Origin of the sequence: Mesorhizobium sp. B1-1-5 (assembly GCF_006443065.1) — a bacterium.
GTDB lineage: Bacteria > Pseudomonadota > Alphaproteobacteria > Rhizobiales > Rhizobiaceae > Mesorhizobium.
In genome coordinates this window covers 1-22,598 of record NZ_VFWS01000087.1, presented here as the reverse complement: position 1 = coordinate 22,598, position 22,598 = coordinate 1, and the positions used below count along the sequence as shown (strand labels likewise).

At 62.1% G+C, this 22,598-nt stretch carries 24 protein-coding genes, 1 tRNA gene and 1 pseudogene; 22 read left to right on the top strand and 4 right to left on the bottom strand.

Features of this window, described 5'->3' with window-relative positions; translation table 11 throughout:
• Both FJ980_RS35470 and FJ980_RS21910 read left to right on the top strand, forming a co-directional pair.
• Nucleotides 1-90 (top strand): annotated as a pseudogene (locus FJ980_RS35470) (peptidylprolyl isomerase); the annotation flags it as partial.
• Between the two features lie 10 nt (nucleotides 91-100).
• Nucleotides 101-550 carry a DMT family transporter gene (locus FJ980_RS21910; RefSeq protein WP_140545854.1) on the top strand — a complete coding sequence of 150 codons (450 nt, stop codon included), beginning with the start codon at nucleotides 101-103 and terminating at the stop codon, nucleotides 548-550.
• Nucleotides 551-570: 20 nt separating this feature from the next.
• Here the strand turns inward: FJ980_RS21910 and FJ980_RS21905 are convergent, their stop codons facing one another.
• Complete coding sequence (locus FJ980_RS21905) at nucleotides 571-1,215, bottom strand: dihydrofolate reductase family protein (RefSeq protein ID WP_140545853.1); 645 nt, start codon at nucleotides 1,213-1,215, stop codon at nucleotides 571-573.
• Nucleotides 1,216-1,388: 173 nt separating this feature from the next.
• Between FJ980_RS21905 and queA the strand changes: the two genes are divergently transcribed.
• From queA to FJ980_RS21885, 4 genes are read left to right on the top strand one after another with little or no spacing between them, the layout of a single operon-like run.
• A complete protein-coding gene (queA, locus tag FJ980_RS21900; RefSeq protein ID WP_140545851.1) occupies nucleotides 1,389-2,477 on the top strand; it encodes a tRNA preQ1(34) S-adenosylmethionine ribosyltransferase-isomerase QueA in 1,089 nt (362 codons plus the stop codon).
• Nucleotides 2,467-2,736 (top strand): hypothetical protein, encoded by a 270-nt coding sequence (locus FJ980_RS21895; protein WP_140545850.1) that lies wholly within the window; start codon nucleotides 2,467-2,469, stop codon nucleotides 2,734-2,736. Before queA ends, FJ980_RS21895 begins: the two co-directional genes overlap by 11 nt.
• On the top strand, nucleotides 2,729-3,859 hold the full coding sequence (gene tgt, locus FJ980_RS21890; protein ID WP_140545849.1) for a tRNA guanosine(34) transglycosylase Tgt: 1,131 nt from the start codon (nucleotides 2,729-2,731) through the stop codon (nucleotides 3,857-3,859). The genes FJ980_RS21895 and tgt overlap by 8 nt, the downstream gene beginning before the upstream one ends.
• Before the next feature lie 47 nt (nucleotides 3,860-3,906).
• Nucleotides 3,907-5,409: a hypothetical protein gene (locus FJ980_RS21885; RefSeq protein WP_140545848.1), complete on the top strand. Its 1,503-nt coding sequence runs from the start codon at nucleotides 3,907-3,909 to the stop codon at nucleotides 5,407-5,409.
• 19 nt (nucleotides 5,410-5,428) lie between these two features.
• Here FJ980_RS21885 and FJ980_RS21880 read toward each other — a convergent pair whose 3' ends face one another.
• On the bottom strand, nucleotides 5,429-5,848 hold the full coding sequence (locus FJ980_RS21880) for a DUF4864 domain-containing protein (protein ID WP_140545847.1): 420 nt from the start codon (nucleotides 5,846-5,848) through the stop codon (nucleotides 5,429-5,431).
• A gap of 213 nt (nucleotides 5,849-6,061) precedes the next feature.
• Between FJ980_RS21880 and FJ980_RS21875 the strand changes: the two genes are divergently transcribed.
• The 15 genes from FJ980_RS21875 to glpK all read left to right on the top strand — a co-directional run bounded on the left by FJ980_RS21875 (nucleotide 6,062) and on the right by glpK (nucleotide 21,132).
• On the top strand, nucleotides 6,062-6,298 hold the full coding sequence (locus tag FJ980_RS21875) for an Lrp/AsnC family transcriptional regulator (RefSeq protein ID WP_027166286.1): 237 nt from the start codon (nucleotides 6,062-6,064) through the stop codon (nucleotides 6,296-6,298).
• Between the two features lie 169 nt (nucleotides 6,299-6,467).
• A complete protein-coding gene (locus tag FJ980_RS21870) occupies nucleotides 6,468-7,880 on the top strand; it encodes a circularly permuted type 2 ATP-grasp protein (protein WP_181181285.1) in 1,413 nt (470 codons plus the stop codon).
• Nucleotides 7,881-7,902: 22 nt separating this feature from the next.
• On the top strand, nucleotides 7,903-8,295 hold the full coding sequence (locus FJ980_RS21865) for a four helix bundle protein (protein ID WP_181175775.1): 393 nt from the start codon (nucleotides 7,903-7,905) through the stop codon (nucleotides 8,293-8,295).
• A 63-nt stretch (nucleotides 8,296-8,358) separates the two neighbouring features.
• Nucleotides 8,359-9,300 carry an alpha-E domain-containing protein gene (locus FJ980_RS21860; RefSeq protein WP_095765309.1) on the top strand — a complete coding sequence of 314 codons (942 nt, stop codon included), beginning with the start codon at nucleotides 8,359-8,361 and terminating at the stop codon, nucleotides 9,298-9,300.
• A 20-nt stretch (nucleotides 9,301-9,320) separates the two neighbouring features.
• The gene (locus tag FJ980_RS21855; protein ID WP_140545845.1) at nucleotides 9,321-10,115 is read left to right on the top strand and encodes a transglutaminase family protein; all 795 of its coding nucleotides are present in this window, start codon (nucleotides 9,321-9,323) and stop codon (nucleotides 10,113-10,115) included.
• Nucleotides 10,116-10,147: 32 nt separating this feature from the next.
• Entirely contained in the window at nucleotides 10,148-10,879 is a 732-nt protein-coding gene (locus FJ980_RS21850; RefSeq protein WP_140545844.1) for a peptidase, read from the top strand.
• Between the two features lie 181 nt (nucleotides 10,880-11,060).
• On the top strand, nucleotides 11,061-11,828 hold the full coding sequence (locus FJ980_RS21845; protein ID WP_140545843.1) for a DeoR/GlpR family DNA-binding transcription regulator: 768 nt from the start codon (nucleotides 11,061-11,063) through the stop codon (nucleotides 11,826-11,828).
• Nucleotides 11,829-11,955: 127 nt separating this feature from the next.
• Nucleotides 11,956-13,482 (top strand): glycerol-3-phosphate dehydrogenase, encoded by a 1,527-nt coding sequence (glpD, locus tag FJ980_RS21840; RefSeq protein ID WP_140545842.1) that lies wholly within the window; start codon nucleotides 11,956-11,958, stop codon nucleotides 13,480-13,482.
• Nucleotides 13,483-13,521: 39 nt separating this feature from the next.
• Nucleotides 13,522-14,601 (top strand): ABC transporter ATP-binding protein, encoded by a 1,080-nt coding sequence (locus FJ980_RS21835; protein WP_140545841.1) that lies wholly within the window; start codon nucleotides 13,522-13,524, stop codon nucleotides 14,599-14,601.
• Nucleotides 14,602-14,611: 10 nt separating this feature from the next.
• Nucleotides 14,612-15,679, top strand: a complete 1,068-nt coding sequence (locus FJ980_RS21830; RefSeq protein WP_140545840.1) for an ABC transporter ATP-binding protein — start codon at nucleotides 14,612-14,614, stop codon at nucleotides 15,677-15,679.
• A complete protein-coding gene (locus tag FJ980_RS21825; RefSeq protein ID WP_140545839.1) occupies nucleotides 15,680-16,546 on the top strand; it encodes a sugar ABC transporter permease in 867 nt (288 codons plus the stop codon).
• 1 nt (nucleotide 16,547) lies between these two features.
• Entirely contained in the window at nucleotides 16,548-17,456 is a 909-nt protein-coding gene (locus FJ980_RS21820) for a carbohydrate ABC transporter permease (RefSeq protein WP_140545838.1), read from the top strand.
• 3 nt (nucleotides 17,457-17,459) lie between these two features.
• On the top strand, nucleotides 17,460-17,747 hold the full coding sequence (locus FJ980_RS21815; RefSeq protein WP_140545837.1) for a DUF2160 domain-containing protein: 288 nt from the start codon (nucleotides 17,460-17,462) through the stop codon (nucleotides 17,745-17,747).
• A 76-nt stretch (nucleotides 17,748-17,823) separates the two neighbouring features.
• On the top strand, nucleotides 17,824-19,548 hold the full coding sequence (locus tag FJ980_RS21810; protein WP_140545836.1) for an ABC transporter substrate-binding protein: 1,725 nt from the start codon (nucleotides 17,824-17,826) through the stop codon (nucleotides 19,546-19,548).
• Between the two features lie 90 nt (nucleotides 19,549-19,638).
• On the top strand, nucleotides 19,639-21,132 hold the full coding sequence (gene glpK, locus FJ980_RS21805) for a glycerol kinase GlpK (protein ID WP_140545835.1): 1,494 nt from the start codon (nucleotides 19,639-19,641) through the stop codon (nucleotides 21,130-21,132).
• A 73-nt stretch (nucleotides 21,133-21,205) separates the two neighbouring features.
• Here glpK and FJ980_RS21800 read toward each other — a convergent pair whose 3' ends face one another.
• Nucleotides 21,206-21,661, bottom strand: coding sequence for a BA14K family protein (locus FJ980_RS21800; RefSeq protein ID WP_140545834.1), 456 nt, complete (start codon nucleotides 21,659-21,661; stop codon nucleotides 21,206-21,208).
• A gap of 291 nt (nucleotides 21,662-21,952) precedes the next feature.
• On the opposite strand from FJ980_RS21800, the gene FJ980_RS21795 reads away from it, so the two are divergent.
• Nucleotides 21,953-22,028: transfer RNA gene (locus tag FJ980_RS21795), tRNA-Lys, on the top strand.
• Nucleotide 22,029: 1 nt separating this feature from the next.
• On the opposite strand, the gene FJ980_RS21790 is transcribed toward FJ980_RS21795, so the two are convergent.
• Nucleotides 22,030-22,515, bottom strand: a complete 486-nt coding sequence (locus FJ980_RS21790; RefSeq protein WP_140545833.1) for a hypothetical protein — start codon at nucleotides 22,513-22,515, stop codon at nucleotides 22,030-22,032.
• Nucleotides 22,516-22,598: the final 83 nt, after the last annotated feature.

Below are 22,598 nucleotides of genomic sequence, written 5' to 3'. Positions count from 1 at the left end.
ATGGAGAATGTCGACAAGATCAAGCGCGGCGAGCCGGTGCAGGATCCCGACAAGATCGTGTCGCTGAAGGTCGCGGCAGACGTCAAGTAAAGGCGGGATGATGATGGGCGCTGTCTGGTCTCTGCTCGGCATCCTGTCCGGCGCCTTCATCGCCATCCAGGCGCCGATCAATTCGCAATTGGCTAAGGGCCTCGGCCTTCCGGTCGCGGCCGCCGCCTTTTCCTTCCTGTCCGGTGCCATCGTGCTCGGCATCATCTCGATCTCGGTGGTGAAGCTGCAGGGCATCTCGCTCGACTGGAAAGCGCCGGCGCCCTGGCTGTTCATCGCCGGCGGCATGCTCGGCGGCTTCTATGTGACGCTGTCGACGATCCTCACGCCACGCATCGGCGCTGCGGCGCTGATGGCCTTCCTGGTCGCCGGCCAGCTGATCGCCGGCATGCTGATCGACCGCGCCGGCTTCCTTGGCGTGGCGGTGCGCGAAATCTCGCTTGGCCGTGTTGCCGGCGCCGTGCTGCTCTTGGCCGGAGCGCTGCTGGTGCGGCTGACCTGAGTGTCAGCCGTTCGTTCGGATTACTGTTTCGTCACCAGGACATGCATGGCGTGCTCGGACTGTTCCATTGACGTAACGGCATAGCCGAGCGCGCTAAGGTCGAGGCCCGCGAACAGGTTTTCGCCTTGGCCCAGCAGAACCGGTCCGGCCGCCAGATGCATCTCGTCGACGAGACGGGCGCGCAGATACTGCCGCACGGTCGAAACGCCGCCGCCGATCTTCACATCGAGGTTTCCCGCCGCCGTTTTGGCCTGTTCGAGCGCCGATTCGATGCCGTCGGTGACGAAGAAGAAGGTAGTGCCGCCCTCCATGACGATCGGATCGCGCGGGTGGTTGGTTAGGATGAAGGTCGGCGCATGATAGGGCGGGTTGTCGCCCCACCAGCCCTTCCATTGATCGTCCGGCCACTCACCGCGGATCGGCCCGAACATGTTGCGGCCGAGGATGAAGGCGCCGAAGCCATCCATTGCGCGGAAGGCGTATTTCTCATCAATGCCTTCGGACCCGCCCGGTTGGCCATGCATGGCACGAAATGTTTTGGTGCCGAAGAACCACTGGAATATCTCAGGTCCGCGTTTGCCAAGCGGGTATTCCAGGCTCTGGTCCGTCCCGGCGGAAAAGCCATCGAGCGAAACGCCAAACCCCGCAACACGCACCTTGCCCATAATCATCTCCTGAATTGGTTTGTTTCGGAAGCAGCGGTGCAAATACCATACCGATTGCATTTTGCAAGCGGTTTGTTGAGGTTGAGCAGCGAAGGGCAATCGACGGCGATTGCTCGCAAGGCGCGGCAACAAGACGGTGGCGAGAGCGCGGCGATCGGGTTATTGGCGCGGACATGAAAGTGGACCTCTTCGATTTCGATCTTCCCGAAGACCGCATCGCGCTCAGGCCGGCCGAGCCGCGCGACAGCGCTCGGCTGCTGGTGGTGAAGCCGGGCGCCGGTTTCGAGGACCGGACGGTCCGGGACCTGCCGTCGCTGCTCAAGGCCGGGGACGTGCTGGTGTTCAACGACACCAAGGTCATCCCGGCGCAATTGAAGGGCATCAGGCTGCGCGGCGAAGCGGCGGCGCAGGTCGAGGCGACGCTGCACATGCGCACCGGCCCCGACCGCTGGCTGGCCTTCATGCGACCGGGCAAGCGCATCGCCGCCGGCGACCGCATCCAGTTCGGCCATGACGGCAATTCCTGCTTTCTGGGCCGGCTCGACGCCACGGTGCTTGAAAAAGGCGAGGGCGGCGAAGCGCTGCTCGGCTTCGATCTGTCGGGTGCCTTTCTCGACGAGGCGCTGCATGCGGTCGGGCATATCCCGCTGCCGCCCTACATTGCGTCGAAGCGCAAGGACGACGAGCGCGACCGCGCCGACTATCAGACGATCTATGCGCGCGAGGAAGGCGCGGTGGCCGCGCCTACCGCCGGCCTGCATTTCACCCCGGAGCTGTTTGCGGCGCTCGATGCCAAGGGCATCGAGCGCCGCTTCGTCACGCTGCATGTCGGCGCCGGCACTTTTTTACCGGTGAAGGCCGACGACACGACCGACCACAAGATGCATGCCGAGACCGGCTCGGTAAGCCCGGAGGCGGCGGCGGCGCTCAACGCGGCCAAGGCGCGGGGAGGGCGGATCATCTGCGTCGGCACAACATCGCTGCGGCTCTTGGAGAGCGCGGCGCGCGACGACGGCAGCATCGAGCCCTGGTCCGGACCCACCGACATCTTCATCACGCCCGGCTATCGCTTCCGTACGGCCGACATGCTGATGACCAATTTCCATCTGCCGCGCTCGACGCTGTTCATGCTGGTCTCGGCCTTCAGCGGGCTGGAGGCGATGCGCTCGGCCTATGCGTATGCCATCGAGAACCGCTACAGGTTCTACTCCTATGGAGACGCAAGCCTGCTTTTTCGTGCGGAGACGAGCGATGGACGATGATCTCGAGGGCATGGACCGCGATACGCTGATCGCGGAGGTGAAGAAGCTGCGCGCCGGCATCCGCGCGCATCGCGACGCGACAGGGCATGATCTGTGCTGGCATCACCCCGACCTCTGGGAGCTTTTGCCGGAAAGGACCGACCCGGCGATTGCCGTGCCGCCATGGCCGAAATTCATGCGCGGCTGCATCCGCTACCGGCAGTCGCTCGACGAGCAGGCGCCCAGCGCGCCGGAGCACGACAAGGAATTCAATGGCTGAGACTTTTTCATTCGAGGTGCTTGCCACCGATGGCAAGGCGCGGCGCGGCCTGGTCTCGATGCCGCGCGGCGAGATCCGCACGCCGGCCTTCATGCCGGTCGGCACCGGCGGCACCGTCAAGACCATGTATATGGACCAGGTGCGCGGGGTCGGCGCCGACATCATCCTCGGCAATACCTACCATCTAATGCTGCGACCAGGCGCCGAGCGCGTGGCCCGGCTAGGCGGGCTGCACGAGTTCGCGCGCTGGCCGCATCCGATCCTGACCGACAGCGGCGGCTTTCAGGTCATGTCGCTGTCGAAGCTCAGGAAGTTGACCGAACAGGGCGTCACCTTCCGCTCGCATATCGACGGCGCGGCCTACGAGATGTCGCCGGAGCGATCGATCGAAATCCAGGGGCTGCTGGATTCCGACATCCAGATGCAGCTCGACGAATGCACGGCGCTGCCGGCCAAGCCCGAGGAGATCGAGCGCGCCATGGAATTGTCGCTGCGCTGGGCAGAGCGCTGCAAGGCGGCGTTCGGCGACCAGCCGGGCAAGGCGATGTTCGGCATCGTCCAGGGCGGCGACAGCGCGGCCTTGCGCGTGCGCTCCGCCCAGGCGCTGAAAGCGATGGATCTGAAAGGCTATGCGGTCGGTGGGCTGGCGGTCGGCGAGCCGCAGCCGGTGATGCTGGAGATGCTCGACATCACCTGCCCGGAGCTGCCGGCCGACAGACCGCGTTACCTGATGGGCGTCGGCACGCCGGACGATATCCTGAAATCGGTGGCGCGCGGCATCGACATGTTCGACTGCGTGATGCCGACCCGCGCCGGCCGCCATGGCCTTGCCTACACGCGCCGCGGCAAGGTCAATCTCAGGAACGCCCGCCATGCCGACGATCCGCGCCCGCTCGACGAGGAGAGCGACTGCCCGGCCGCGCGCGATTATTCGCGCGCCTACCTGCATCACCTGGTGCGCTCGCAGGAAGCGCTCGGCGCCATGCTGCTCACCTGGAACAACCTGTCTTATTATCAGAGGCTGATGCAGGACGTCCGAGCAGCCATCGAGGCGCAGGCTTTCGAAGCGCGCGCCGCCGAGATTACCGAAGGCTGGGCGCGGGGCGATATCCCGGTCCTTTGATCAGGAAGCCGTCGGAAAACCTTTCATAAATCAGATCAAGAGTAAGTATGCCTTGCCATATCGAGGCAAGGGGCGGCACGACTTTGGTAAAGATAGACGCGTCGATCGTCGACCATAAAGTAGCAAGCGCTAATGTTTGCCGGCCAGGTTCGACGGCGACCCTGCAATGGAGCTACAGTCTATTACTTGTAATTTCAGGGGCCGTGCTTGTCGGCCTTATCTTGCGCCTGCTCGGCGCGCGCGGGGATCTCTGGCACGACGAGATCTGGAGCATCACGCTGCTGAAGCCCCTGACGTCGATCGACCAGATATTCTGGCGTGTGAACCACGACAACAACCACTTTCTCAACTCGATATACCAGTATGTCGTCGGGCCCGATGCCGCGCCGCTGGTCCAGCGCGGCTTGTCTATAACGCTCAGCGGATGCACCGTCATTGCAGCCGCGGCGATATCGCGCGGACGTTGGGCAATGATTGGGTCGGCGCTGCTGTTTGCGTTGAGCTATCCGATGGTTCACTACGGCTCGGAGGCGCGTGGCTATGCCGGCCTGGCGCTGTTCACGCTCGTTGCGGTGGCTCTTCTGGAGCGTTGGTTCGACAAGCGGGGTGCGTATGGCGTCGCTCTTGCTGTCGCAATTCTGCTTGGCTTCCTTTCCCACCTGACAATGGCCGAAACGGTGGTGGTGCTCACGGCCTGGACGGCGTGGCTGAGCTGGCGAGGCAGCCGCAGTCTGATTGTCATCAACAAGGAGGTCGTCCAGGCCTTTCTGCCTGCTTTCCTTGCCGTGCTTCCGCTTGCCGCGGCAATGCTTGTAGGCGCGCGATTGTTCAGCTTCAATGTCGGCGGTTTGTCCTCTTTCTCGCTCGAGAAATTCGCCGCCGGTTATGGCGGAATGATCCGCTATCTTTTCGGTCTGCCGGACTGGATCGGCGACTGGACGTGCGTCGCGGTTACCTGCATCCTGGTCTTGGCACATGCAGGCGTCTCGCGCGATCGCCGGGCCAGCCTTTATGCCATCGGCATCGTCGGGCTGCCCGCCCTAATGGCGGCGGCACATCTGCCGAATGTTGAATTCCCGCGCTATTTCATTGTCAGCGGAACCTTGTTGCTGCTTTGGGCCGGAGACTTGATCGGACGCGGCTTCGACGCCGGCGGTAAGAGAAGGCTTGTTGCCGCCGGGATGCTCGTTCTTGTGGCGGGCGGCAACGCGGCGTTGCTGGCCCATTTCTATGAGCATGGGCGCGGTTCCTATTCCGAGATGGTGGACGAGATGACAAAGAGCGGCGCCGCCACATATGCCACCAACGCCGATTTCCGCACCGGCATGGTGGTCGATTATTTCGCTGCGCGCATCGGCCGCCAGGCTTCGCTCGTCACCCAGGACAAGATTTGCGCCGGACGTGCGGACTGGCTGATTCTCGAAGGCGATACCCAAAAACAGCCGGAGCGCGTGGACTTCGATTGCGCACTTGCCTACGAACGAGCCGGAGCCTCGACCTTCTGGGGCCTCTCCGGTCTGGGCTGGACACTGTATAGCCGCCGAGATTGAGCGATCATGCGGGGCGGGCTCAGGTACTGACCGAAGTCGAGGCGCGCAAGCTGCAGCCGGTGATCTTGAAGCTGCCGTCCGCTTGCTGCTGCAGCGTATATACCGCCTCATAATCCTTGCCGTCGGGCCCGACGATCAGCACCTGCTGGACGATCGAACCGGGCCCGGTCTGCTCAACCTTGCCGAAGGAGTAGGACTGGGGCTTGCGCACCGGCGCGTAGCCATTCGTCACCATGTTCATGAAGGTGTCGACGGTCGGAAAGATCTGCTTCACGTTCGGCGCGGCGAAGCTGTAGGCGGTGGCGCCGTCATCGGCGACGAAGGCCTTCAACTGGCTGTCGATGACCGTCTGCGCGGCCTTGATCTCGGCGTCGCCGGCGAAAGCAAGCGAGGCTATCAACATCGGAACAAGAGCAAGTGCGAACAAAGCGCGGCGCATGGCGTGCCTCCCCGGAATTCGCTTGGCGAACGAATCTAACATACGCGTCGCGGCATGGCGTGGTTTCACCGGGTTGCGAAGATTTCGCCATTTCAGCGTCGGGAAGCGGGATCAGGCACTCTTCGAGGTGCGCGGCGCGTGAAGCTTGAAAGCCGGGCAGCAGTCTGCCACAAGGGCCGCTTAATCATGAAGCATGGCTGGCAGGACCGGGCAATGAAGGCATTTTTCGTGCAGATAAAGTGCGACCTGGGCAAGGCCTATGAGGTCGCCAGCGCGCTGGCCGATGCCGAAATCGCTTCGGAAATCTATTCGACCGCCGGCAATTACGACCTGCTCGCCAAATTCTATGTCGACGATGAGGAAGATGTCGGCCACTTCGTCAACGAGCGGGTGCAGATTCTGCCTGGAATCAAGGACACCTTCACCATAGTCACCTTCCGGGCGTTCTGACCGGGGCTGTCTGTGCCCCGCCGGGAAGCAGGAGCTGACCCGGCCGTGCTGTCCGTGCCTTGATTTTAGGCAATTTGCATAGAGTGGCCGCCGCGGCTTCCTAAATCACCGATTGCGCTTGATTTTCTCCGGCGGGGCCAGTGAAATGGCCTCAGAGGGGAGTACGCGATTGGCAGCGTTCGACGAAATGCTTCCGGAAGTTTCCGGATTGAGAAGACCTTATGAGGCTTACGATCGCTGGCTGAAGGAGCAGGACCCAGCCAGGCTTACCCAGAAGATGCAGGACGCCGAGCGCGTCTTCCGCAAGACCGGCATCACCTTTGCCGTCTATGGCGAGCAGGAAGCTTCCGAGCGGCTGATCCCTTTCGACATCGTCCCGCGCATCCTCTCCGGCCAGGAATGGCGCCGTCTGACGCAAGGCATCGAGCAGCGCGTGCAAGCGCTGAACGCCTTTCTCGACGATATCTATCACCGCCAGGAGATCCTGCGCGCCGGGCGCGTGCCGAGGGAGCTTGTCGCGAACAACGAGGCCTTCCTGCCCGAGATGATCGGGGTCAGGCCGCCGGCCGGCGTCTACACCCACATTATCGGCGTCGACATCGTCCGCATCTCTGAGAACGAGTTCTACGTGCTGGAGGACAATGCCCGCACGCCGTCCGGCGTCTCCTACATGCTGGAGAATCGCGAGACGATGATGCAGCTCTTTCCGGAGCTGTTCCAGAAGATCAAGGTGCGGCCGGTCGAGAACTACCCGCAACTCCTGCGCCAGTCGCTGGCCGCGGTGCGGCCGCAAAGCAGCAAGGGCACGCCGACCATCGCGGTGCTGACGCCGGGTTCGTACAACTCGGCCTATTTCGAGCATGCGTTCCTTGCCGACCAGATGGGCGTGCAACTCGTCGAAGGGCAGGACCTGCGTGTCGTCGACGGCCATGTGGCGATGCGCACGACCGAAGGCTACAAGCAGATCGACGTGCTCTACCGGCGCGTCGACGACAACTTCCTCGATCCGCTGACCTTCCGGCCGGATTCCGCGCTCGGCGTGCCCGGCATCATGGATGTCTATCGCGCCGGCAACATCACCATCGCCAACGCGCCGGGAACCGGCATCGCCGACGACAAGGCGATCTACTCCTACATGCCGGAGATCGTCGAGTTCTACACCGGCCGCAAGGCGATCCTCGGCAACATCCCGACATGGCGCTGCTCGGAAGCCGACAGCCTCAAATATGTGCTCGAGCACATCCACGAGCTCGTCATCAAGGAAGTGCACGGCTCCGGCGGCTACGGCATGCTGGTCGGCCCGGCGGCGACCAAGAAGGAATGCCAGGAGTTTGCCAAGAAGCTGCAGGCGAAGCCCTCGAACTACATCGCCCAACCAACCCTGGCGCTGTCGACCTGCCCGATCCTGACCGAGAAGGGCCTGTCGCCGCGCCATGTCGATCTCAGGCCTTACGTGCTCGTATCCGACCGCATCCAGATCGTGCCGGGTGGCTTGACGCGCGTCGCGCTCAAAGAGGGGTCCTTGGTGGTCAATTCCTCACAGGGGGGCGGGACGAAGGATACGTGGGTGCTGGATGATTGAAAGAGCGAATAGAGAGTAGCGAATAGCGAGTAGCGAAAAGGGGGATACGACGGCAATCAATTCGTACAGAGATCTGATTGTTTGGAAGGCGGCTTTGAGGTTGGCCGTGGATTGCTATTCGGCCACGAAAGGTTTTCCGAACAGCGAAGCATACGGAATGACCTCTCAGATACGACGTTCGGCGGCTTCCATCGCCGCGAATGTTGCGGAAGGTCACGGAAGAGAAAATACGGGAGCTTTCATCCAATTTCTTCGGGTAGCGCAGGGCTCTCTGAAAGAGTTGGAGACACATCTCATCCTGTGTGGAGAGGTTGGGCTGATGGTCGAAGCGAAGGTCGCCAGCTTGCTTGGCCAAACTGACGAAATAGGAAAGATGCTACGTTCGATGATCCGGAGCCTGCAGCAAAAGTCATGAAGTCTTTTTCTCCCTATTCGCTACTCGCTATTCGCTATTCGCTCGACACCGGAGCAAGCTGATATGCTTTTGGGCCGCACCGCAAACGGTCTCTACTGGATGAACCGCTATATCGAGCGGGCCGAAAACATGGCGCGCCTGGTCGATGCGGGATTGCGCATGGCGCTGACGCGCACGCAGAGCGCTTCGGAGGAATGGAACTCGGTGCTGCTCAGCGCCGGCTCGGACATCGCCTTCAGCCAGAAGTACCAGGACTATACCGCCGCCAACGTCTCGGACTTCCTGCTGCGCGACACCTCGAACCCGTCGAGCACGATGTCGTCGATCGAGACGGCGCGCAACAATGCCCGCATGGTGCGCACGGCGCTGACCCGCGAGACCTGGGAAAGCATCAACGAAGCCTGGATGTCGCTGAAGCGCATGCTGGCAAGGCCGATCGACGAACGCGACCTGCCGACGGTGCTCGATGCAATCAAGCGCGAGACGGCGCTGATCCGCGGTTCGTTCTACGGCACCATGCTGCGCAACGAGATTTTCGATTTCTCGCAGCTCGGCACCTATGTCGAACGCGCCGACAACACGGCGCGCATCCTCGACGTGAAATATTATGTGCTGCTGCCGTCGCTTTCCTGGGTCGGCTCGACACTCGACAACTACCAGTGGGAATCGATCCTGCGCTCGGTGTCGGCGCATCGCTCCTATCGCTGGGTTTATGAAGCCGACTACAAGCCGACGAATATCGCCGACTATCTGATCCTCAACGTGCGCATGCCGCGCTCGCTGACTTTCTGCTACCGCTTCCTTGGCGAGCATTTGAAATTCCTCGCCGACGATTACGGTGAACGCCACGCCTGCCATGGCACGGCCGAGAAGATCCAGGCGCTGCTCAAGAGGGGGTCGATCAAGGACATATTCGATCATGGCCTGCACGAATTCCTGGCCGAGTTCATTCGCGACAACACCAGGCTGGGCGACGAGATCGCCCAGGACTACCGGTTCTATTGAGCACAGCCGAGGCGAGCGTTATGCGGCTCAAGATCACCCACCGCACCGAGTACCGCTACGATCAGCCCGTGCAGTATCTGCTGCAGCGGCTGCGCCTTTGGCCTTCCAGCGGGCGCACGCAGACCGTCGGCTCCTGGGCAGTCAAGGTCGAAGGCGCGCGCGAGGAGGTGCGCTTCACCGACCATTTCGGCAACGAGACGCGGCTGGTGAGCGCCGAGAGCGGCCAGAATTCGATCACTGTCGAGGCAGCCGGAGACGTGACCACGCATGACACGGCGGGCGTGACGGGTCCGCATCAGGGTTTTGCGCCGCTCTGGCTGTTCGCACAGCAGACGCCACTCACCGCCGCCGGCGAGGGCATACGCGAACTGGCCGGCACGCTGGGACAGGGCACCGAGATCGAGCGACTGCACCGGCTGATGGGCGCTATCGACGAACGCGTCGCCTACAGGCCGGGCACGACCAGCGTCGTGACGCCGGCGGAGGAGGCGCTCGCGTTGAAGTCCGGCGTCTGCCAGGACCACTCCCACATCTTCATCGCCGCCGCCGTCGCCCTCGGCTTTCCCGCACGCTATGTCAGCGGCTACCTGATGATGGATGCGGCCGTCGAGCAGGCGGCAAGCCATGCTTGGGCCGAGGCCTATGTCGTGGGGCTCGGATGGGTTGCCTTCGACCCGGCGAACGGTATCTCTCCCGACGAACGCTATGTGCGGGTGGCGACGGGGCGTGACTATCGCGATGCCTCGCCGGTGTCGGGGATACTGCTGGGGCAGGCGCAAGAGAAGCTTGCCGTCACCGTCACGGTAGAGCAGTAATCTGCGCCGGAATCGCTAGCAGAAGAGCAATCATGACCTATTGCGTCGGCCTCAAGATCGATAGCGGGCTCGTGTTCATGTCGGACACGCGCACCAATGCCGGCATGGATTCGATCTCGACTTTCAAGAAGATGCATGTGTGGGAACAGCCCGGCGAGCGCGTCATCGTGCTGATGTCGGCGGGCAACCTTGCCACGACGCAGGCCGTTGTCAGCCTGCTCGACGAGCGTAACAAGGCGGTCGGCGACCGTCATCCGAAGCTGCTCGAAACTCCCTCCATGTACCAGACGGTGCGGCTGGTCGGCGATACAGTCAAGGAAGTGATAGAGCATGCCTCGCCGAATGGCGACAAGGCGGATTCCTACTTCAATGCCTCCTTCATCCTCGGCGGCCAGATCAAGGGCAGTCCGCCCAGACTGTTCATGATCTATCCGGAAGGCAATTTCATCGAGTCGACCGACGACACGCCTTTCTTCCAGATCGGCGAGACGAAATACGGCAAGCCGATCATCATCCGTGCCTATGATCGGGCAATGAGCCTGGCCGAAACGGTGAAGCTGCTTCTGGTGTCGTTCGACTCGACGCTGAAATCCAACCTCTCGGTCGGGCTGCCGCTCGATCTGCTGTTCCTGGAACAGGATGCGCTCAGGGTGGGGCTGAACCGACGGATCGGCCATGATGATCCTTACTACCGCACCATATCGGATGGCTGGTCCAACGCGCTGAAAATCGCTTTTTCAAATCTGCCGGATTTTCCGGGATAGGGCTTTCCGAGAGCGGTTCGACCGTCATAACCGAGATTGCGCGGCGCTCATCCTGAGGCGGCAGACCTGTTCCGCACTGGTTTGCCTTTTGCAATCAGGTGATTTTCGTTAGCCGGCTTATGCCTTTTCTTCGCTTTCGTTTTCCGATATAGACGGAAAAAACGAAAATGGAGGACGCGCAATGTTTCTTTCGCCACGCCATGCCGAGATCATCCAGAGGGCGAAAGACCATGGCCGGGTGCTGGTCGACGACCTGGCGACGCATTTCAACGTGACGCCGCAGACCATCCGCAAGGACCTCAACGATCTGTGCGACCAGCGCCTGCTGACCCGTATCCATGGCGGTGCGCTGTTCCCGTCCGGCATCGAGAATATGGAATACGAGGCACGGCGCAAGATTGCCGCCGATGAGAAGGAGGCGATCGGCAGCGCGGCGGCGCGGCTGATTCCCGACAATGCCTCGCTGTTCATCAATATCGGCACCACCACCGAGGCCGTCAGCAAGGCGCTGCTCGACCATAACGGGCTTATGGTCATCACCAATAATATCAATGTTGCCAATAGGATGCGCATCTACCCCACGATCGAGGTGGTGATCGCCGGCGGCGTTGTGCGCGGTTCCGACGGTGGCATTGTCGGCGAGGCAGCCGTCGATTTCATCCGCCAGTTCAAGGTCGATTACGCCGTCATCGGCGCCTCGGCGATCGATCATGACGGCGCGCTGCTCGACTTCGATTTCCGCGAGGTGAAAGTTGCGCAGGCTATCATCGCAAATGCTCGCCACGTCATTCTGGTTTCCGACCGGACGAAATTCGAACGCACCGCGCCGGTCCGGATTGGCCATCTTTCGCAGGTGAATACCTTCATCACCGATCGTTGCGAGATCCCGTCGATTCGCAGGATTTGCGAGGAAACCGAAGTCCGGCTGATCGAGACAGCGTTCGAATAGGCACGCCTCGACGGCTTGCTCAACCGACTGCGATATTTCGTTTGACATTCGCTTTGAGTTCGAAATAATTCCGTCACGGTTTCGTAAAACACAAAAATGGTGCAATGCGAAATCGTTGGAGGATTCTTTGGACGCATCTCCGATCCATGACATTTTCGTCATCGGCGGCGGCATCAACGGCTGCGGCATAGCCCGCGATGCCGTTGGCCGCGGATTTTCAGTTTACCTTGCCGAAATGAACGATCTCGCCAGCGGGACTTCCTCCGGCTCGACCAAGCTCATCCATGGCGGGCTGCGTTATCTCGAATTCTACGAGTTCCGGCTGGTGCGCGAAGCGCTGATGGAGCGCGAGATTCTGTGGAAGAATGCGCCGCACATCATCTGGCCGATGCGCTTCGTGCTGCCTTACGCCAAGGGCCTCAGGCCCGCCTGGCTGATCCGGCTGGGACTGTTCCTTTACGATCATATCGGCGGGCGCAAGCTCTTGCCGGCGACGAAGACACTGGACATGGCCCGCGATCCGGCAGGCAAGCCGCTCAAGCCATTGTTCCGCAAGGCTTTCGAATATTCGGACGGTTGGGTCAACGACGCGCGCCTGGTGGCGCTGAACGCGCGTGACGCCGCCGACCGGGGCGCCATTATCCGCACCCGCACAAAGGTCGTCAGCGCGCGGCGCGACGGTGCGCTTTGGACCGTGAAGGTGCAGAATGTGCTTACCGGGGAGACCGAAGAGGTCCGCGCGCGGCTTCTCGTCAACGCCGCCGGCCCCTGGGTCGATCACGTGCTCTCGACCGCGGTCGGCCAGAACGACGTCCACAATGTCCGCCTCGTGCAGGGCAGCCACATCGTCATCAACAAGAAGTTCGACGACCCGCGCGCCTATTTCTTCCAGAACAAGGACGGCCGAATCATCTTCGCCATTCCTTACGAGGAAGAATTCACGCTGATCGGCACCACCGATCGCGACTATCCGGGCGATCCGCATGAGGTGAAGATCTCCGACACCGAGATCGACTATCTGTGCGCCGCGGCAAGCGAATATTTCGCGCAGCCGGTGAAGCGCTCCGATATCGTCTGGACCTATTCGGCGGTGCGCCCGCTCTATGACGACGGCGCGTCGAAGGCGCAGGAAGCAACGCGCGACTATGTGCTGAAGGCCGATGGCGGGGAGGGTGCTGCCCCCTTGCTCAACGCCTTCGGCGGCAAGATCACGACCTTCCGCCGGCTGGCGGAATCGATGTTGGAGAAGATCGAAGGTTTTCTCGGCAAGCGCGGCAGGCCGTGGACGCATGATGCGCCGCTGCCCGGCGGCGATTTCGCCGCGACCGGCTTCGATGCCCAGGTTGCCAGGCTGAAGAGCGCCTATCCGTTCCTTGACCAGCGGCTGGCGCGCCGCTTCACCCGGCTTTACGGCACGCGGGCGGAAAGGCTGCTCGGGCTCGCCAAGTCGAATGCCGATCTCGGCCGCAATTTCGGCGCCGACCTTTTCGAGGCGGAAGTTCGCTATTTGGCCGAAAACGAATGGGCGGTCACCGCCGAGGACGTGTTGTGGCGCCGCACCAAGCGCGGTCTGCATTTCAGCCGCGAGCAGACGGCGGCGTTGGAAGAATTCATGCGCGGACTGAGCAGCCGCCATGTCGCGGCGGCGGAATAAGGATCGACCGCTGATGCGCAAGGCCTGGGAGGAGGCGTGATGCTGGAATTGAGGAACGTGACGAAGACCGTCGGCGCGCAGGAGCATATCCGCGACGTGTCGCTGACGCTTCAGCACGGCTCGCTGAACGTTCTGCTTGGGCCGACGCTCTCCGGCAAGACCAGCCTGATGCGGCTGATGGCTGGCCTCGACGCACCGACTTCCGGCTCGGTCTGGTTCGACGGCAAGGACGTCACCAGACAGAAGGTGCAGAAGCGCAACGTCGCCATGGTCTACCAGCAGTTCATCAACTATCCGGCGATGACCGTCTACGAGAACATCGCCTCGCCGCTGCGGGTGGCCGGTGTCGAGCAGGCGAAGATCGACAAGGAGGTGCGCAACGCTGCGGCGCTCTTGAAGCTCACGCCCTATCTCGACCGCACGCCGCTCAGCCTGTCCGGCGGCCAGCAGCAACGCACCGCGCTTGCCCGCGCCATCGTCAAGAATGCCAGCCTGGTGTTGCTCGACGAGCCTTTGGCCAATCTCGACTACAAGCTGCGCGAGGAATTGCGCGCCGAATTGCCGAAGATCTTCGCCGCGGCCGGCACGATCTTCGTCTATGCCACGACCGAGCCGCACGAGGCCCTTTTGCTCGGCGGCAATACGGCTACGCTCTCGGAAGGCCGCGTCACGCAATTTGGCCCGACGGTCGAAGTGTTCCGCAAGCCCATCGACCTGGTGACGGCGCGGACCTTCGCGGATCCGCCGCTCAACACCATCGTGCTCTCCAAGAAGGGGTCGGATTTCCTGCTCGAAGGCGGCGTCAAGCTGCCGGTGCCGACGGAACTCGCCGGCATTGCAGACGCCAGCTACACGATCGGCTTCCAGCCGCATCATTTGTCGCTGGAGCGGCCGAACGCCGGCGCCGTGCCGGTGCGGGCCAAGGTCACCATTACGGAGATCACCGGCTCGGAGAGCTTCGTCCATCTCGATTTCGCCGATGCGCGCTGGGTCATGCTTGCGCATGGCATTCTCGATTTCGAGACGGACGACGAGGTCGAGGTGTTCATCGATCCGCGCCACATCATGGTGTTCGACCATAACGGCCGCGCCGTGACGGCGTCGAAGCTGGCGGCCTGAGGAGGAAACGATGGCGCGCATCGAGGTCAACCACATCCGCCACTCCTACCTGCCCAACCCGCAGAAGGATTCCGACTTCGCTCTGAAGGAAGTGCACCACACTTTCGAGGATGGCGGCGCCTACGCGCTGCTCGGGCCTTCGGGCTGCGGCAAAACCACCTTGCTCAACATCATTTCGGGACTGCTGCACCCCTCGCACGGCAAGTTGCTGTTCAATGGCCGGGACGTGACCAGGCTGTCGACGCAGGAGCGCAATATCGCGCAGGTGTTCCAGTTCCCGGTCATCTACGACACCATGACAGTCTACGACAATCTGGCCTTTCCGCTGCGCAACCGGCGCGTGCCGGAAGCCGATGTCGACCGCAAGGTGCGCGAGACGCTCGACATGATCGATCTCGCTTCGATGGCGAACAGGAAGGCGCGCCGGCTCACCGCAGACCAGAAGCAGAAGATCTCGCTTGGACGCGGCCTGGTGCGCTCCGACGTCAACGCCATCCTGTTCGACGAGCCGCTCACCGTCATCGACCCGCATATGAAGTGGGTGCTGCGCTCGCAGTTGAAGCAACTGCACCGCCGCTTCGGCTACACCATGGTCTATGTCACGCATGACCAGACCGAAGCGCTGACTTTCGCAGACCGCGTCGTGGTCATGTATGACGGCGAGATCGTGCAGATCGGCACGCCTGCCGAACTTTTCGAGCGTCCGCGCCACACCTTCGTCGGTTATTTCATCGGCTCGCCGGGCATGAACGTGCTGCCGGTTGCGCTGGAAGGCAGGACGGCGAGGCTCGGCGCGCAGCGCATCGAGTTACCCGGCGTGCCCAAGGCCGAAGCCGGCGCCGTCGAGCTCGGCATCCGTCCCGAATATGTGCGGCTCGGCCGCGAGGGCATGACGGTGCAGGTCAGCAAGGTCGAGGACGTCGGCCGCCACAAGGTCGTGCGCGCCAATCTCGAGGGCAGGGAGATTGCCGCGGTGATCGGCGAGGACGACGAAGTGCCGGCCGAACCAAAAGTCCGCTTCGATCCGGCCGGCATCAACATTTATGCCGATTCCTGGCGCGTCGAGATGGGGGCATAGATGGACAAGACCTGGAACAACAAGGCCTGGTTCCTTGTCCTGCCGATGCTGGTGCTGGTGGCGTTCTCGGCCGTCATCCCGCTGATGACCGTCGTCAACTATTCGGTGCAAGACACGTTCGGCAACAACGTCTTCTTCTGGGCCGGCACCGAATGGTTCGAGGAACTCTTGCACTCCGACCGCTTCTGGGAAGCGATGGTGCGCAACCTGATCTTCTCCTTCATCATCCTGGCGATCGAAGTGCCGCTCGGCATCTTCATCGCGCTCAACATGCCGAAGAAGGGCTGGGGTGTGCCGGTCTGCCTGGTGCTGATGGCGCTGCCGCTGCTCATTCCGTGGAACGTCGTCGGCACGATCTGGCAGGTGTTCGGCCGCAACGACATCGGGCTGCTCGGCTATTATGTCAATGCGCTGGGCTTCAACTACAATTATGTCCAGGATCCGTTCGACGCCTGGGTCACCGTCATCGTCATGGATGTCTGGCATTGGACAAGCCTGGTCGTGCTGCTGTGCTATGCCGGCCTGGTCTCGATCCCGGATGCCTTCTACCAGGCGGCCAAGATCGACGGTGCCTCGCGCTGGGCGGTGTTCCGCTACATCCAACTGCCCAAGATGCAGCGCGTGCTTTTGATCGCAGTGCTGCTGCGCTTCATGGACAGTTTCATGATCTACACGGAGCCTTTCGTGGTCACCGGCGGCGGCCCCGGCAATTCGACGACCTTCCTGTCGATCGACCTCGTCAAGACTGCGCTGGGCCAGTTCGACCTCGGCCCGGCGGCGGCGATGTCGCTGGTCTACTTCCTGATCATCCTGTTGTTGTCATGGGTGTTCTACACCGTGATGACCAACTACGACGCGGAGCGCTGAGATGGCGGGCGCCAACGAGACGACGCGCGTGAGCGAAGCGGCGGTGACCGAGGTGGGCAGCACGCTGTCGCAAGACGAGGTGGCGAAGCTGATGCGACGCCGCGGCGAGGAATCGCGCTGGTGGTGGATCGTGCCGACGATCTACATCATCGTGCTATTGTTGCCGATCTACTGGCTCATCAATATGAGCTTCAAGACCAACCAGGAGATCATCTCCTCGCTGACGCTCTTTCCGCACGAGCCGACGCTGCGCAATTACAAGATTATCTTTACCGATGCGTCCTGGTATTCGGGCTACATCAATTCGATCACCTATGTGGTGATGAACATGGTGATCTCGGTGGCGGTGGCACTGCCGGCGGCCTACGCGTTCTCGCGCTACCGCTTCCTCGGCGACAAGCATTTGTTCTTCTGGCTTTTGACCAACCGCATGGCGCCGCCGGCGGTGTTCGCGCTGCCGTTCTTCCAGCTTTATTCAGCCTTCGGTCTGATCGACACGCATATCGCGGTGGCGCTCGCCCACTGCCTGTTCAACGTGCCGCTGGCGGTGTGGATCCTCGAAGGCTTCATGTCCGGCGTGCCGAAGGAGATTGACGAGACCGCCTATATCGACGGCTATTCCTTCCCGCGCTTCTTCGTGAAGATCTTCATGCCGCTGATCGCGAGCGGCATCGGTGTCGCCTGCTTCTTCTGCTTCATGTTCTCATGGGTGGAACTCCTGATCGCGCGCACGCTGACCACGACCGACGCCAAGCCGATCGCCGCCACCATGACCCGCACGGTCTCTGCCGCCGGCATGGACTGGGGCCTGCTCGCCGCCGCCGGCGTGCTGACGCTGATCCCCGGCGCTTTGGTCATCTGGTTCGTACGAAATTATATCGCCAAGGGCTTTGCCCTGGGGAGGGTCTAAGCCATGAACCTCGACTTCTCCTGGATGGCGTGGACGTGGCCGACGGCCGCCTTCTTCATCGTCATTGCGCTGATGCTCTTCGGCATGGGCGTCTGGGAATATGTCTCGCCCGGCGGCAATCCGCGCGTCGGCATGCTGCGCTTCGAGACGACGCGCGGCGACCGCCTCTTCGTTTCGCTGCTCGGCAGCGCCTTCATCCATCTCGCTTGGCTGGGCCTTGTTGGGCCCAACCTGTGGTGGGCTCTCGCTCTCTCCGTGGTCTACGCCGTTGGCGTGTTCCGATACGTATAGAGGGGGAATAGCCGGAGCGGCCGCGTGCTGGCGGCCGCCCCGGATCGCACTTGCAACTTAAGACTGGAGGAGACACATGCGACGGCAATTTCTAACATCGACGACCGCCCTTGTCCTATTGCTTGGAGCGGGCCATGCCTATGCCGGGATGGATGAAGCAAAAGCCTTTCTCGACAAGGAGATAGGCGACCTGTCGACGCTATCGCGCGCCGATCAGGAAAAGCAAATGCAGTGGTTCATCGACGCCGCCAAGCCGTTCGCCGGCATGGAAATCAAGGTGGTGTCGGAAACCTTGACGACGCACCAGTATGAGTCACAAACGCTGGCCCCGGCTTTTACCGCCATCACCGGCATCAAGGTCACGCATGACGTCATCCAGGAAGGCGACGTCGTGGAGAAGATCCAGACCCAGATGCAGACCGGCCAGAACCTCTATGACGGCTGGGTCAACGACTCCGACCTCATCGGCACGCACTGGCGCTATCAGCAGGCACGCAACCTGACCGACTGGATGGCCGGCGAGGGCAAGGACGTCACCGATCCGATGCTTGACGTCGACGACTTCATCGGCAAGTCGTTCACCACCGCGCCCGACGGAAAACTCTACCAACTGCCCGACCAGCAGTTCGCCAACCTCTACTGGTTCCGTTACGACTGGTTCAACGACGAGAAGAACAAGGCGGACTTCAAGGCGAAGTACGGCTACGACCTCGGCGTGCCGGTCAACTGGTCGGCCTATGAGGACATAGCCCAATTCTTCACCGGCCGCGAGATCGACGGCAAGAAGGTCTTTGGCCACATGGACTACGGCAAGAAGGACCCGTCGCTCGGCTGGCGCTTCACCGATGCCTGGCTCTCGATGGCCGGCAATGGCGACAAGGGCATCCCGAACGGAAAGCCGGTCGACGAATGGGGCATCAAGGTCGACGAGAATTCGCGTCCGGTCGGCTCCTGCGTCGCCCGCGGCGGCGACACCAACGGCCCGGCCTCGGTCTATGCCATCCAGAAGTATCTCGACTGGCTGAAGGCCTATGCGCCGCCGGAGGCCCAGGGCATGACCTTCTCCGAGTCCGGCCCGGTACCCTCGCAGGGCAACATCGCCCAGCAGATATTCTGGTACACGGCCTTCACCGCCGACATGGCCAAGCCCGGCCTGCCGGTGGTGAACGATGACGGCACGCCGAAGTGGCGCGTCGCGCCGTCGCCGCACGGCGTCTATTGGAAGGACGGCATGAAGCTCGGCTACCAGGACGCAGGTTCCTGGACGCTCTTGAAGTCGACGCCGACCGATCGCGCCAAGGCCGCCTGGCTCTATGCGCAATTCGTCACCTCGAAGACCGTCGACGTGAAGAAGAGCCAGGTCGGTCTCACCTTCATCCGCGACTCCACCATCCACGACAAGAGCTTCACCGAACGGGCGCCGAAGCTCGGCGGCCTGATCGAGTTCTACCGTTCGCCGGCGCGCGTGCAGTGGACCCCGACCGGCACCAATGTTCCGGATTATCCGAAGCTGGCGCAGCTCTGGTGGCAGAATATCGGCGATGCCTCCTCGGGTGCCAAGAGCCCGCAGGAAGCGATGGACTCGCTCTGCGCCGATCAGGAGAAGGTGCTCTCCCGCCTCGAGAAGTCAGGCGTGCAGGGGGACATCGGCCCGAAAATGGCCGAAGAGCACGATCTCGACTACTGGAACAAGGACGCCGTCTCGAAGGGCAACCTTGCGCCGCAGCTCAAGGTCGAGAACGAGAAGGACAAGCCGATCACCGTCAACTACGACGAGCTGGTCAAGAGCTGGCAGAAGTAACGCAATGACATGGGCGTATGCGCCCATGTAGGAACTGCAGGGGAGGCGGCTTTGCCGTCTCCCCTGTTGCATGAGATGCGGAGGGATGGAATGAGCGGTTTTGTGCTGGCGATCGACCAGGGAACGACCTCGACCCGGGCGATCCTGTTCGACGACAAGATGAAAGTCGCCGGCACCGGCCAGCAGGAATTCATGCAGCATTATCCGGCTTCCGGCTGGGTCGAACACGACCCGGAAGACATCTGGGCAAGCGTTCTCGCCACGGTGAAAGCGGCGTTGAAGGCTGCCGGCCGCACGGCTTCGGATGTGGCCGCGATCGGCATCACCAATCAGCGCGAGACGGTCGTCATCTGGGACAAGGCGACCGGCAAGCCTATCCATAACGCGATCGTGTGGCAGGACAGGCGCACCGCGCCGCTCTGCCAGAAGCTGAAGAAGCTGGGGCTGGAGAAGACATTCACGAAGAAGACCGGCCTGCTGCTCGACCCCTATTTCTCCGGCACCAAGATCGCCTGGATGCTGGACAAGGTGAAGGGTGCCAGAAGGCGCGCCGAGAGGGGCGAACTGCTTGCCGGCACCATCGACAGCTTTCTTATCTGGCGGCTGACCGGCGGCCAAATGCACGCCACCGACGCGACAAATGCCTCGCGCACGCTGGTCTACAACATCGAGAAGAATGTCTGGGACGACGAGCTGCTCTCGATCCTGAAGATCCCGGCCGCGATCCTGCCTGAGGTGAAGGACTGCGCCGACGATTTCGGCGTCACCGAGAAGAGCCTTTTTGGAGCCGGGATGCGGATCCTGGGCGTTGCCGGCGACCAGCATGCGGCGACCATCGGCCAAGCCTGTTTCGAGCCTGGCATGATGAAGTCGACCTACGGCACCGGCTGCTTCGCGCTGCTCAACACCGGCGCCGATCTGGTGCGTTCGAAGAACCGGCTCTTGACCACCATCGCTTATCGGCTCAACGGCAAGACAACCTACGCGCTGGAAGGCTCGATCTTCATCGCGGGCGCAGCCGTGCAGTGGCTGCGCGACGGCATCAAGGTGATCGGCAAGGCCGAGCAGAGCGGAGTATTGGCTGCGGCCGCTGACCCTGCGCAACAGGTCTATCTGGTGCCGGCCTTCGTCGGCCTCGGCGCGCCGCATTGGGACGCGGATGCGCGCGGCGCGATCTTCGGGTTGACGCGCAATTCGGGCCCGGCCGAGTTCGCCCGCGCGGCACTTGAATCGGTCGCCTTCCAGACGCGCGACCTGCTCGACGCGATGCGCAAGGACTGGAAAGGCGCTTCGGCCAAGACGGTGCTTCGCGTCGACGGCGGCATGGTGGCGTCCGACTGGACCATGCAGAGGCTCGCCGACATTCTCGACGCGCCGGTCGACCGTCCGACGATCCTGGAGACGACGGCGCTGGGCGCGGCCTGGCTTGCCGGGTCAAAGGCCGGCGTCTGGCCGAAAGCGAAAGAATTCGCAAAGAGCTGGGCGCTGGAGCGGCGCTTCAAGCCGCAGATGGACGCCGCAACGCGCGGGGCGAAACTGGCCGGATGGCGCGATGCGGTGCGCAGGACGCTGAGCTCTCGCTAACATCGGAACGAGAGAGCCCGTGCCTCTCGAGGCACGGGCTCAGTCAACGACCCTGGGTACTGACTGGAGGTCGTCAGTAGGGCGAAACGCACTGCTGACGCGGGCCGTTGTTAGGCTGGAAGGTGTTGTCCGAGGCGCGATAGGAGCGGTAGCGGTCGTAGCACCACTGCACGTGCGAGTTGCCGCGATAGATGCGGTTGTTCTCGCTGTTGACGATGGCGCCGGTGATCAGCGCGCCGGTCGCGAAAGCGGCAAGCGGAAACCAATAGTCGCCATGCCGGCGATAGCCGCGGCGATATTCGCGATAGCCGCGATGGCCATTCCAGTAGACGGCGTCGCCACGACGCGAGAAATCCCGGTTGAAGCCGCGGTGCCTTCTCCAGTCCCGATACTGCACGGTCTGGAGATCTGACGACAGGCCCTGGGGTTGCGGAACATAAGCTGGCTGAGCGTTGACCGGCACCATCTCCGCCGCGACGAACGACGCCGAGAGAGCGGTTGCCAACAGGCCCGATGCGATCTTGTTCATTGATCTTCTCCTCGATGGTTGATGGGACGTCCTGTTTTGCGAAACGGGCCCGGATTGCAATGGTTCCCGTTCCACCATCAGCCCATTGTTTCAGCCCATTGTTATTGTAGGGCTTTCTGAAGCAGCCCCAAGCCGGGCCGTTGGCGCAGGCATCGAAAGCCGTTCACCCTCGGCGCCCCTTCGAATCCGTTCAAGAAACCCGCCTTGGAAGCCCGTCTTTTTCCGGTTGACCGGCCGCGGCACTCTCCCTATGTTCCGCGCAATTTCGAGGGCGGCGTTCCGAGCCCACGGGAGCGCGTAGCTCAGCCGGTAGAGCAACTGACTTTTAATCAGTAGGTCATGGGTTCGAATCCCATCGCGCTCACCACTCAGTCCCGTGACAAATGCACGTTCAGGACAGCGGCTTTTTTGGCGATCAGTCCTTCCAGATCCGCGTCCGATCGGGTGGTGCCGGTGCGTTGGCGCAGCAGGGAGATCAACGCGCTCATCGAAAGCCGGGCGGTTTTTTGCTGAATCAGGATCGCGTCCACCGTGCCGGCAACGTCGGGGCCTTCCGCTGGTGCTCTCATGGTCGGATCCTTTCTGTCCAGCTCCGCCTCGGTGCCGCCGACCGATCCTCTGATGCCGCGGTCAAAGACGACGGCCAACCCATTCTTGACGGCGAGGGCCGCGACCATGTCGTCGAGTTCGTGGTCCGAAAAGCTGCGGTCGGAAGGCGTGGGTTTCAGGATTCTGTGAATCACCCTGGCGGCCTGGTCCGTCGAAACATAGCCGAAGCGCTGTTTTCTAGCTTCGACATATTGTTCGATGATCATGTCAAGCCGGCGGGCTGCAATGTCCTTTGATTGCTGCATCGGAACCTCCTCGGGTCGTCATGGCGCGCAGGAGCAGCACCTAAAGAGATAGGGCCGCCCGGAAGAACATCAAACATGAGAAA

What these genes read in the sequence shown, in the direction of transcription:
- FJ980_RS21910 (WP_140545854.1), top strand. Translation starts at nt 101, where the DNA reads ATGATGGGCGCTGTCTGGTCTCTGCTCGGCATCCTGTCCGGCGCCTTC.
- FJ980_RS21905 (WP_140545853.1), bottom strand. Translation starts at nt 1,215, where the DNA reads ATGGGCAAGGTGCGTGTTGCGGGGTTTGGCGTTTCGCTCGATGGCTTT.
- queA (WP_140545851.1), top strand. Translation starts at nt 1,389, where the DNA reads ATGAAAGTGGACCTCTTCGATTTCGATCTTCCCGAAGACCGCATCGCG.
- FJ980_RS21895 (WP_140545850.1), top strand. Translation starts at nt 2,467, where the DNA reads ATGGACGATGATCTCGAGGGCATGGACCGCGATACGCTGATCGCGGAG.
- tgt (WP_140545849.1), top strand. Translation starts at nt 2,729, where the DNA reads ATGGCTGAGACTTTTTCATTCGAGGTGCTTGCCACCGATGGCAAGGCG.
- FJ980_RS21885 (WP_140545848.1), top strand. Translation starts at nt 3,907, where the DNA reads ATGCCTTGCCATATCGAGGCAAGGGGCGGCACGACTTTGGTAAAGATA.
- FJ980_RS21880 (WP_140545847.1), bottom strand. Translation starts at nt 5,848, where the DNA reads ATGCGCCGCGCTTTGTTCGCACTTGCTCTTGTTCCGATGTTGATAGCC.
- FJ980_RS21875 (WP_027166286.1), top strand. Translation starts at nt 6,062, where the DNA reads ATGAAGGCATTTTTCGTGCAGATAAAGTGCGACCTGGGCAAGGCCTAT.
- FJ980_RS21860 (WP_095765309.1), top strand. Translation starts at nt 8,359, where the DNA reads ATGCTTTTGGGCCGCACCGCAAACGGTCTCTACTGGATGAACCGCTAT.
- FJ980_RS21855 (WP_140545845.1), top strand. Translation starts at nt 9,321, where the DNA reads ATGCGGCTCAAGATCACCCACCGCACCGAGTACCGCTACGATCAGCCC.
- FJ980_RS21850 (WP_140545844.1), top strand. Translation starts at nt 10,148, where the DNA reads ATGACCTATTGCGTCGGCCTCAAGATCGATAGCGGGCTCGTGTTCATG.
- FJ980_RS21845 (WP_140545843.1), top strand. Translation starts at nt 11,061, where the DNA reads ATGTTTCTTTCGCCACGCCATGCCGAGATCATCCAGAGGGCGAAAGAC.
- FJ980_RS21835 (WP_140545841.1), top strand. Translation starts at nt 13,522, where the DNA reads ATGCTGGAATTGAGGAACGTGACGAAGACCGTCGGCGCGCAGGAGCAT.
- FJ980_RS21830 (WP_140545840.1), top strand. Translation starts at nt 14,612, where the DNA reads ATGGCGCGCATCGAGGTCAACCACATCCGCCACTCCTACCTGCCCAAC.
- FJ980_RS21825 (WP_140545839.1), top strand. Translation starts at nt 15,680, where the DNA reads ATGGACAAGACCTGGAACAACAAGGCCTGGTTCCTTGTCCTGCCGATG.
- FJ980_RS21820 (WP_140545838.1), top strand. Translation starts at nt 16,548, where the DNA reads ATGGCGGGCGCCAACGAGACGACGCGCGTGAGCGAAGCGGCGGTGACC.
- FJ980_RS21815 (WP_140545837.1), top strand. Translation starts at nt 17,460, where the DNA reads ATGAACCTCGACTTCTCCTGGATGGCGTGGACGTGGCCGACGGCCGCC.
- FJ980_RS21810 (WP_140545836.1), top strand. Translation starts at nt 17,824, where the DNA reads ATGCGACGGCAATTTCTAACATCGACGACCGCCCTTGTCCTATTGCTT.
- glpK (WP_140545835.1), top strand. Translation starts at nt 19,639, where the DNA reads ATGAGCGGTTTTGTGCTGGCGATCGACCAGGGAACGACCTCGACCCGG.
- FJ980_RS21800 (WP_140545834.1), bottom strand. Translation starts at nt 21,661, where the DNA reads ATGAACAAGATCGCATCGGGCCTGTTGGCAACCGCTCTCTCGGCGTCG.
- FJ980_RS21790 (WP_140545833.1), bottom strand. Translation starts at nt 22,515, where the DNA reads ATGCAGCAATCAAAGGACATTGCAGCCCGCCGGCTTGACATGATCATC.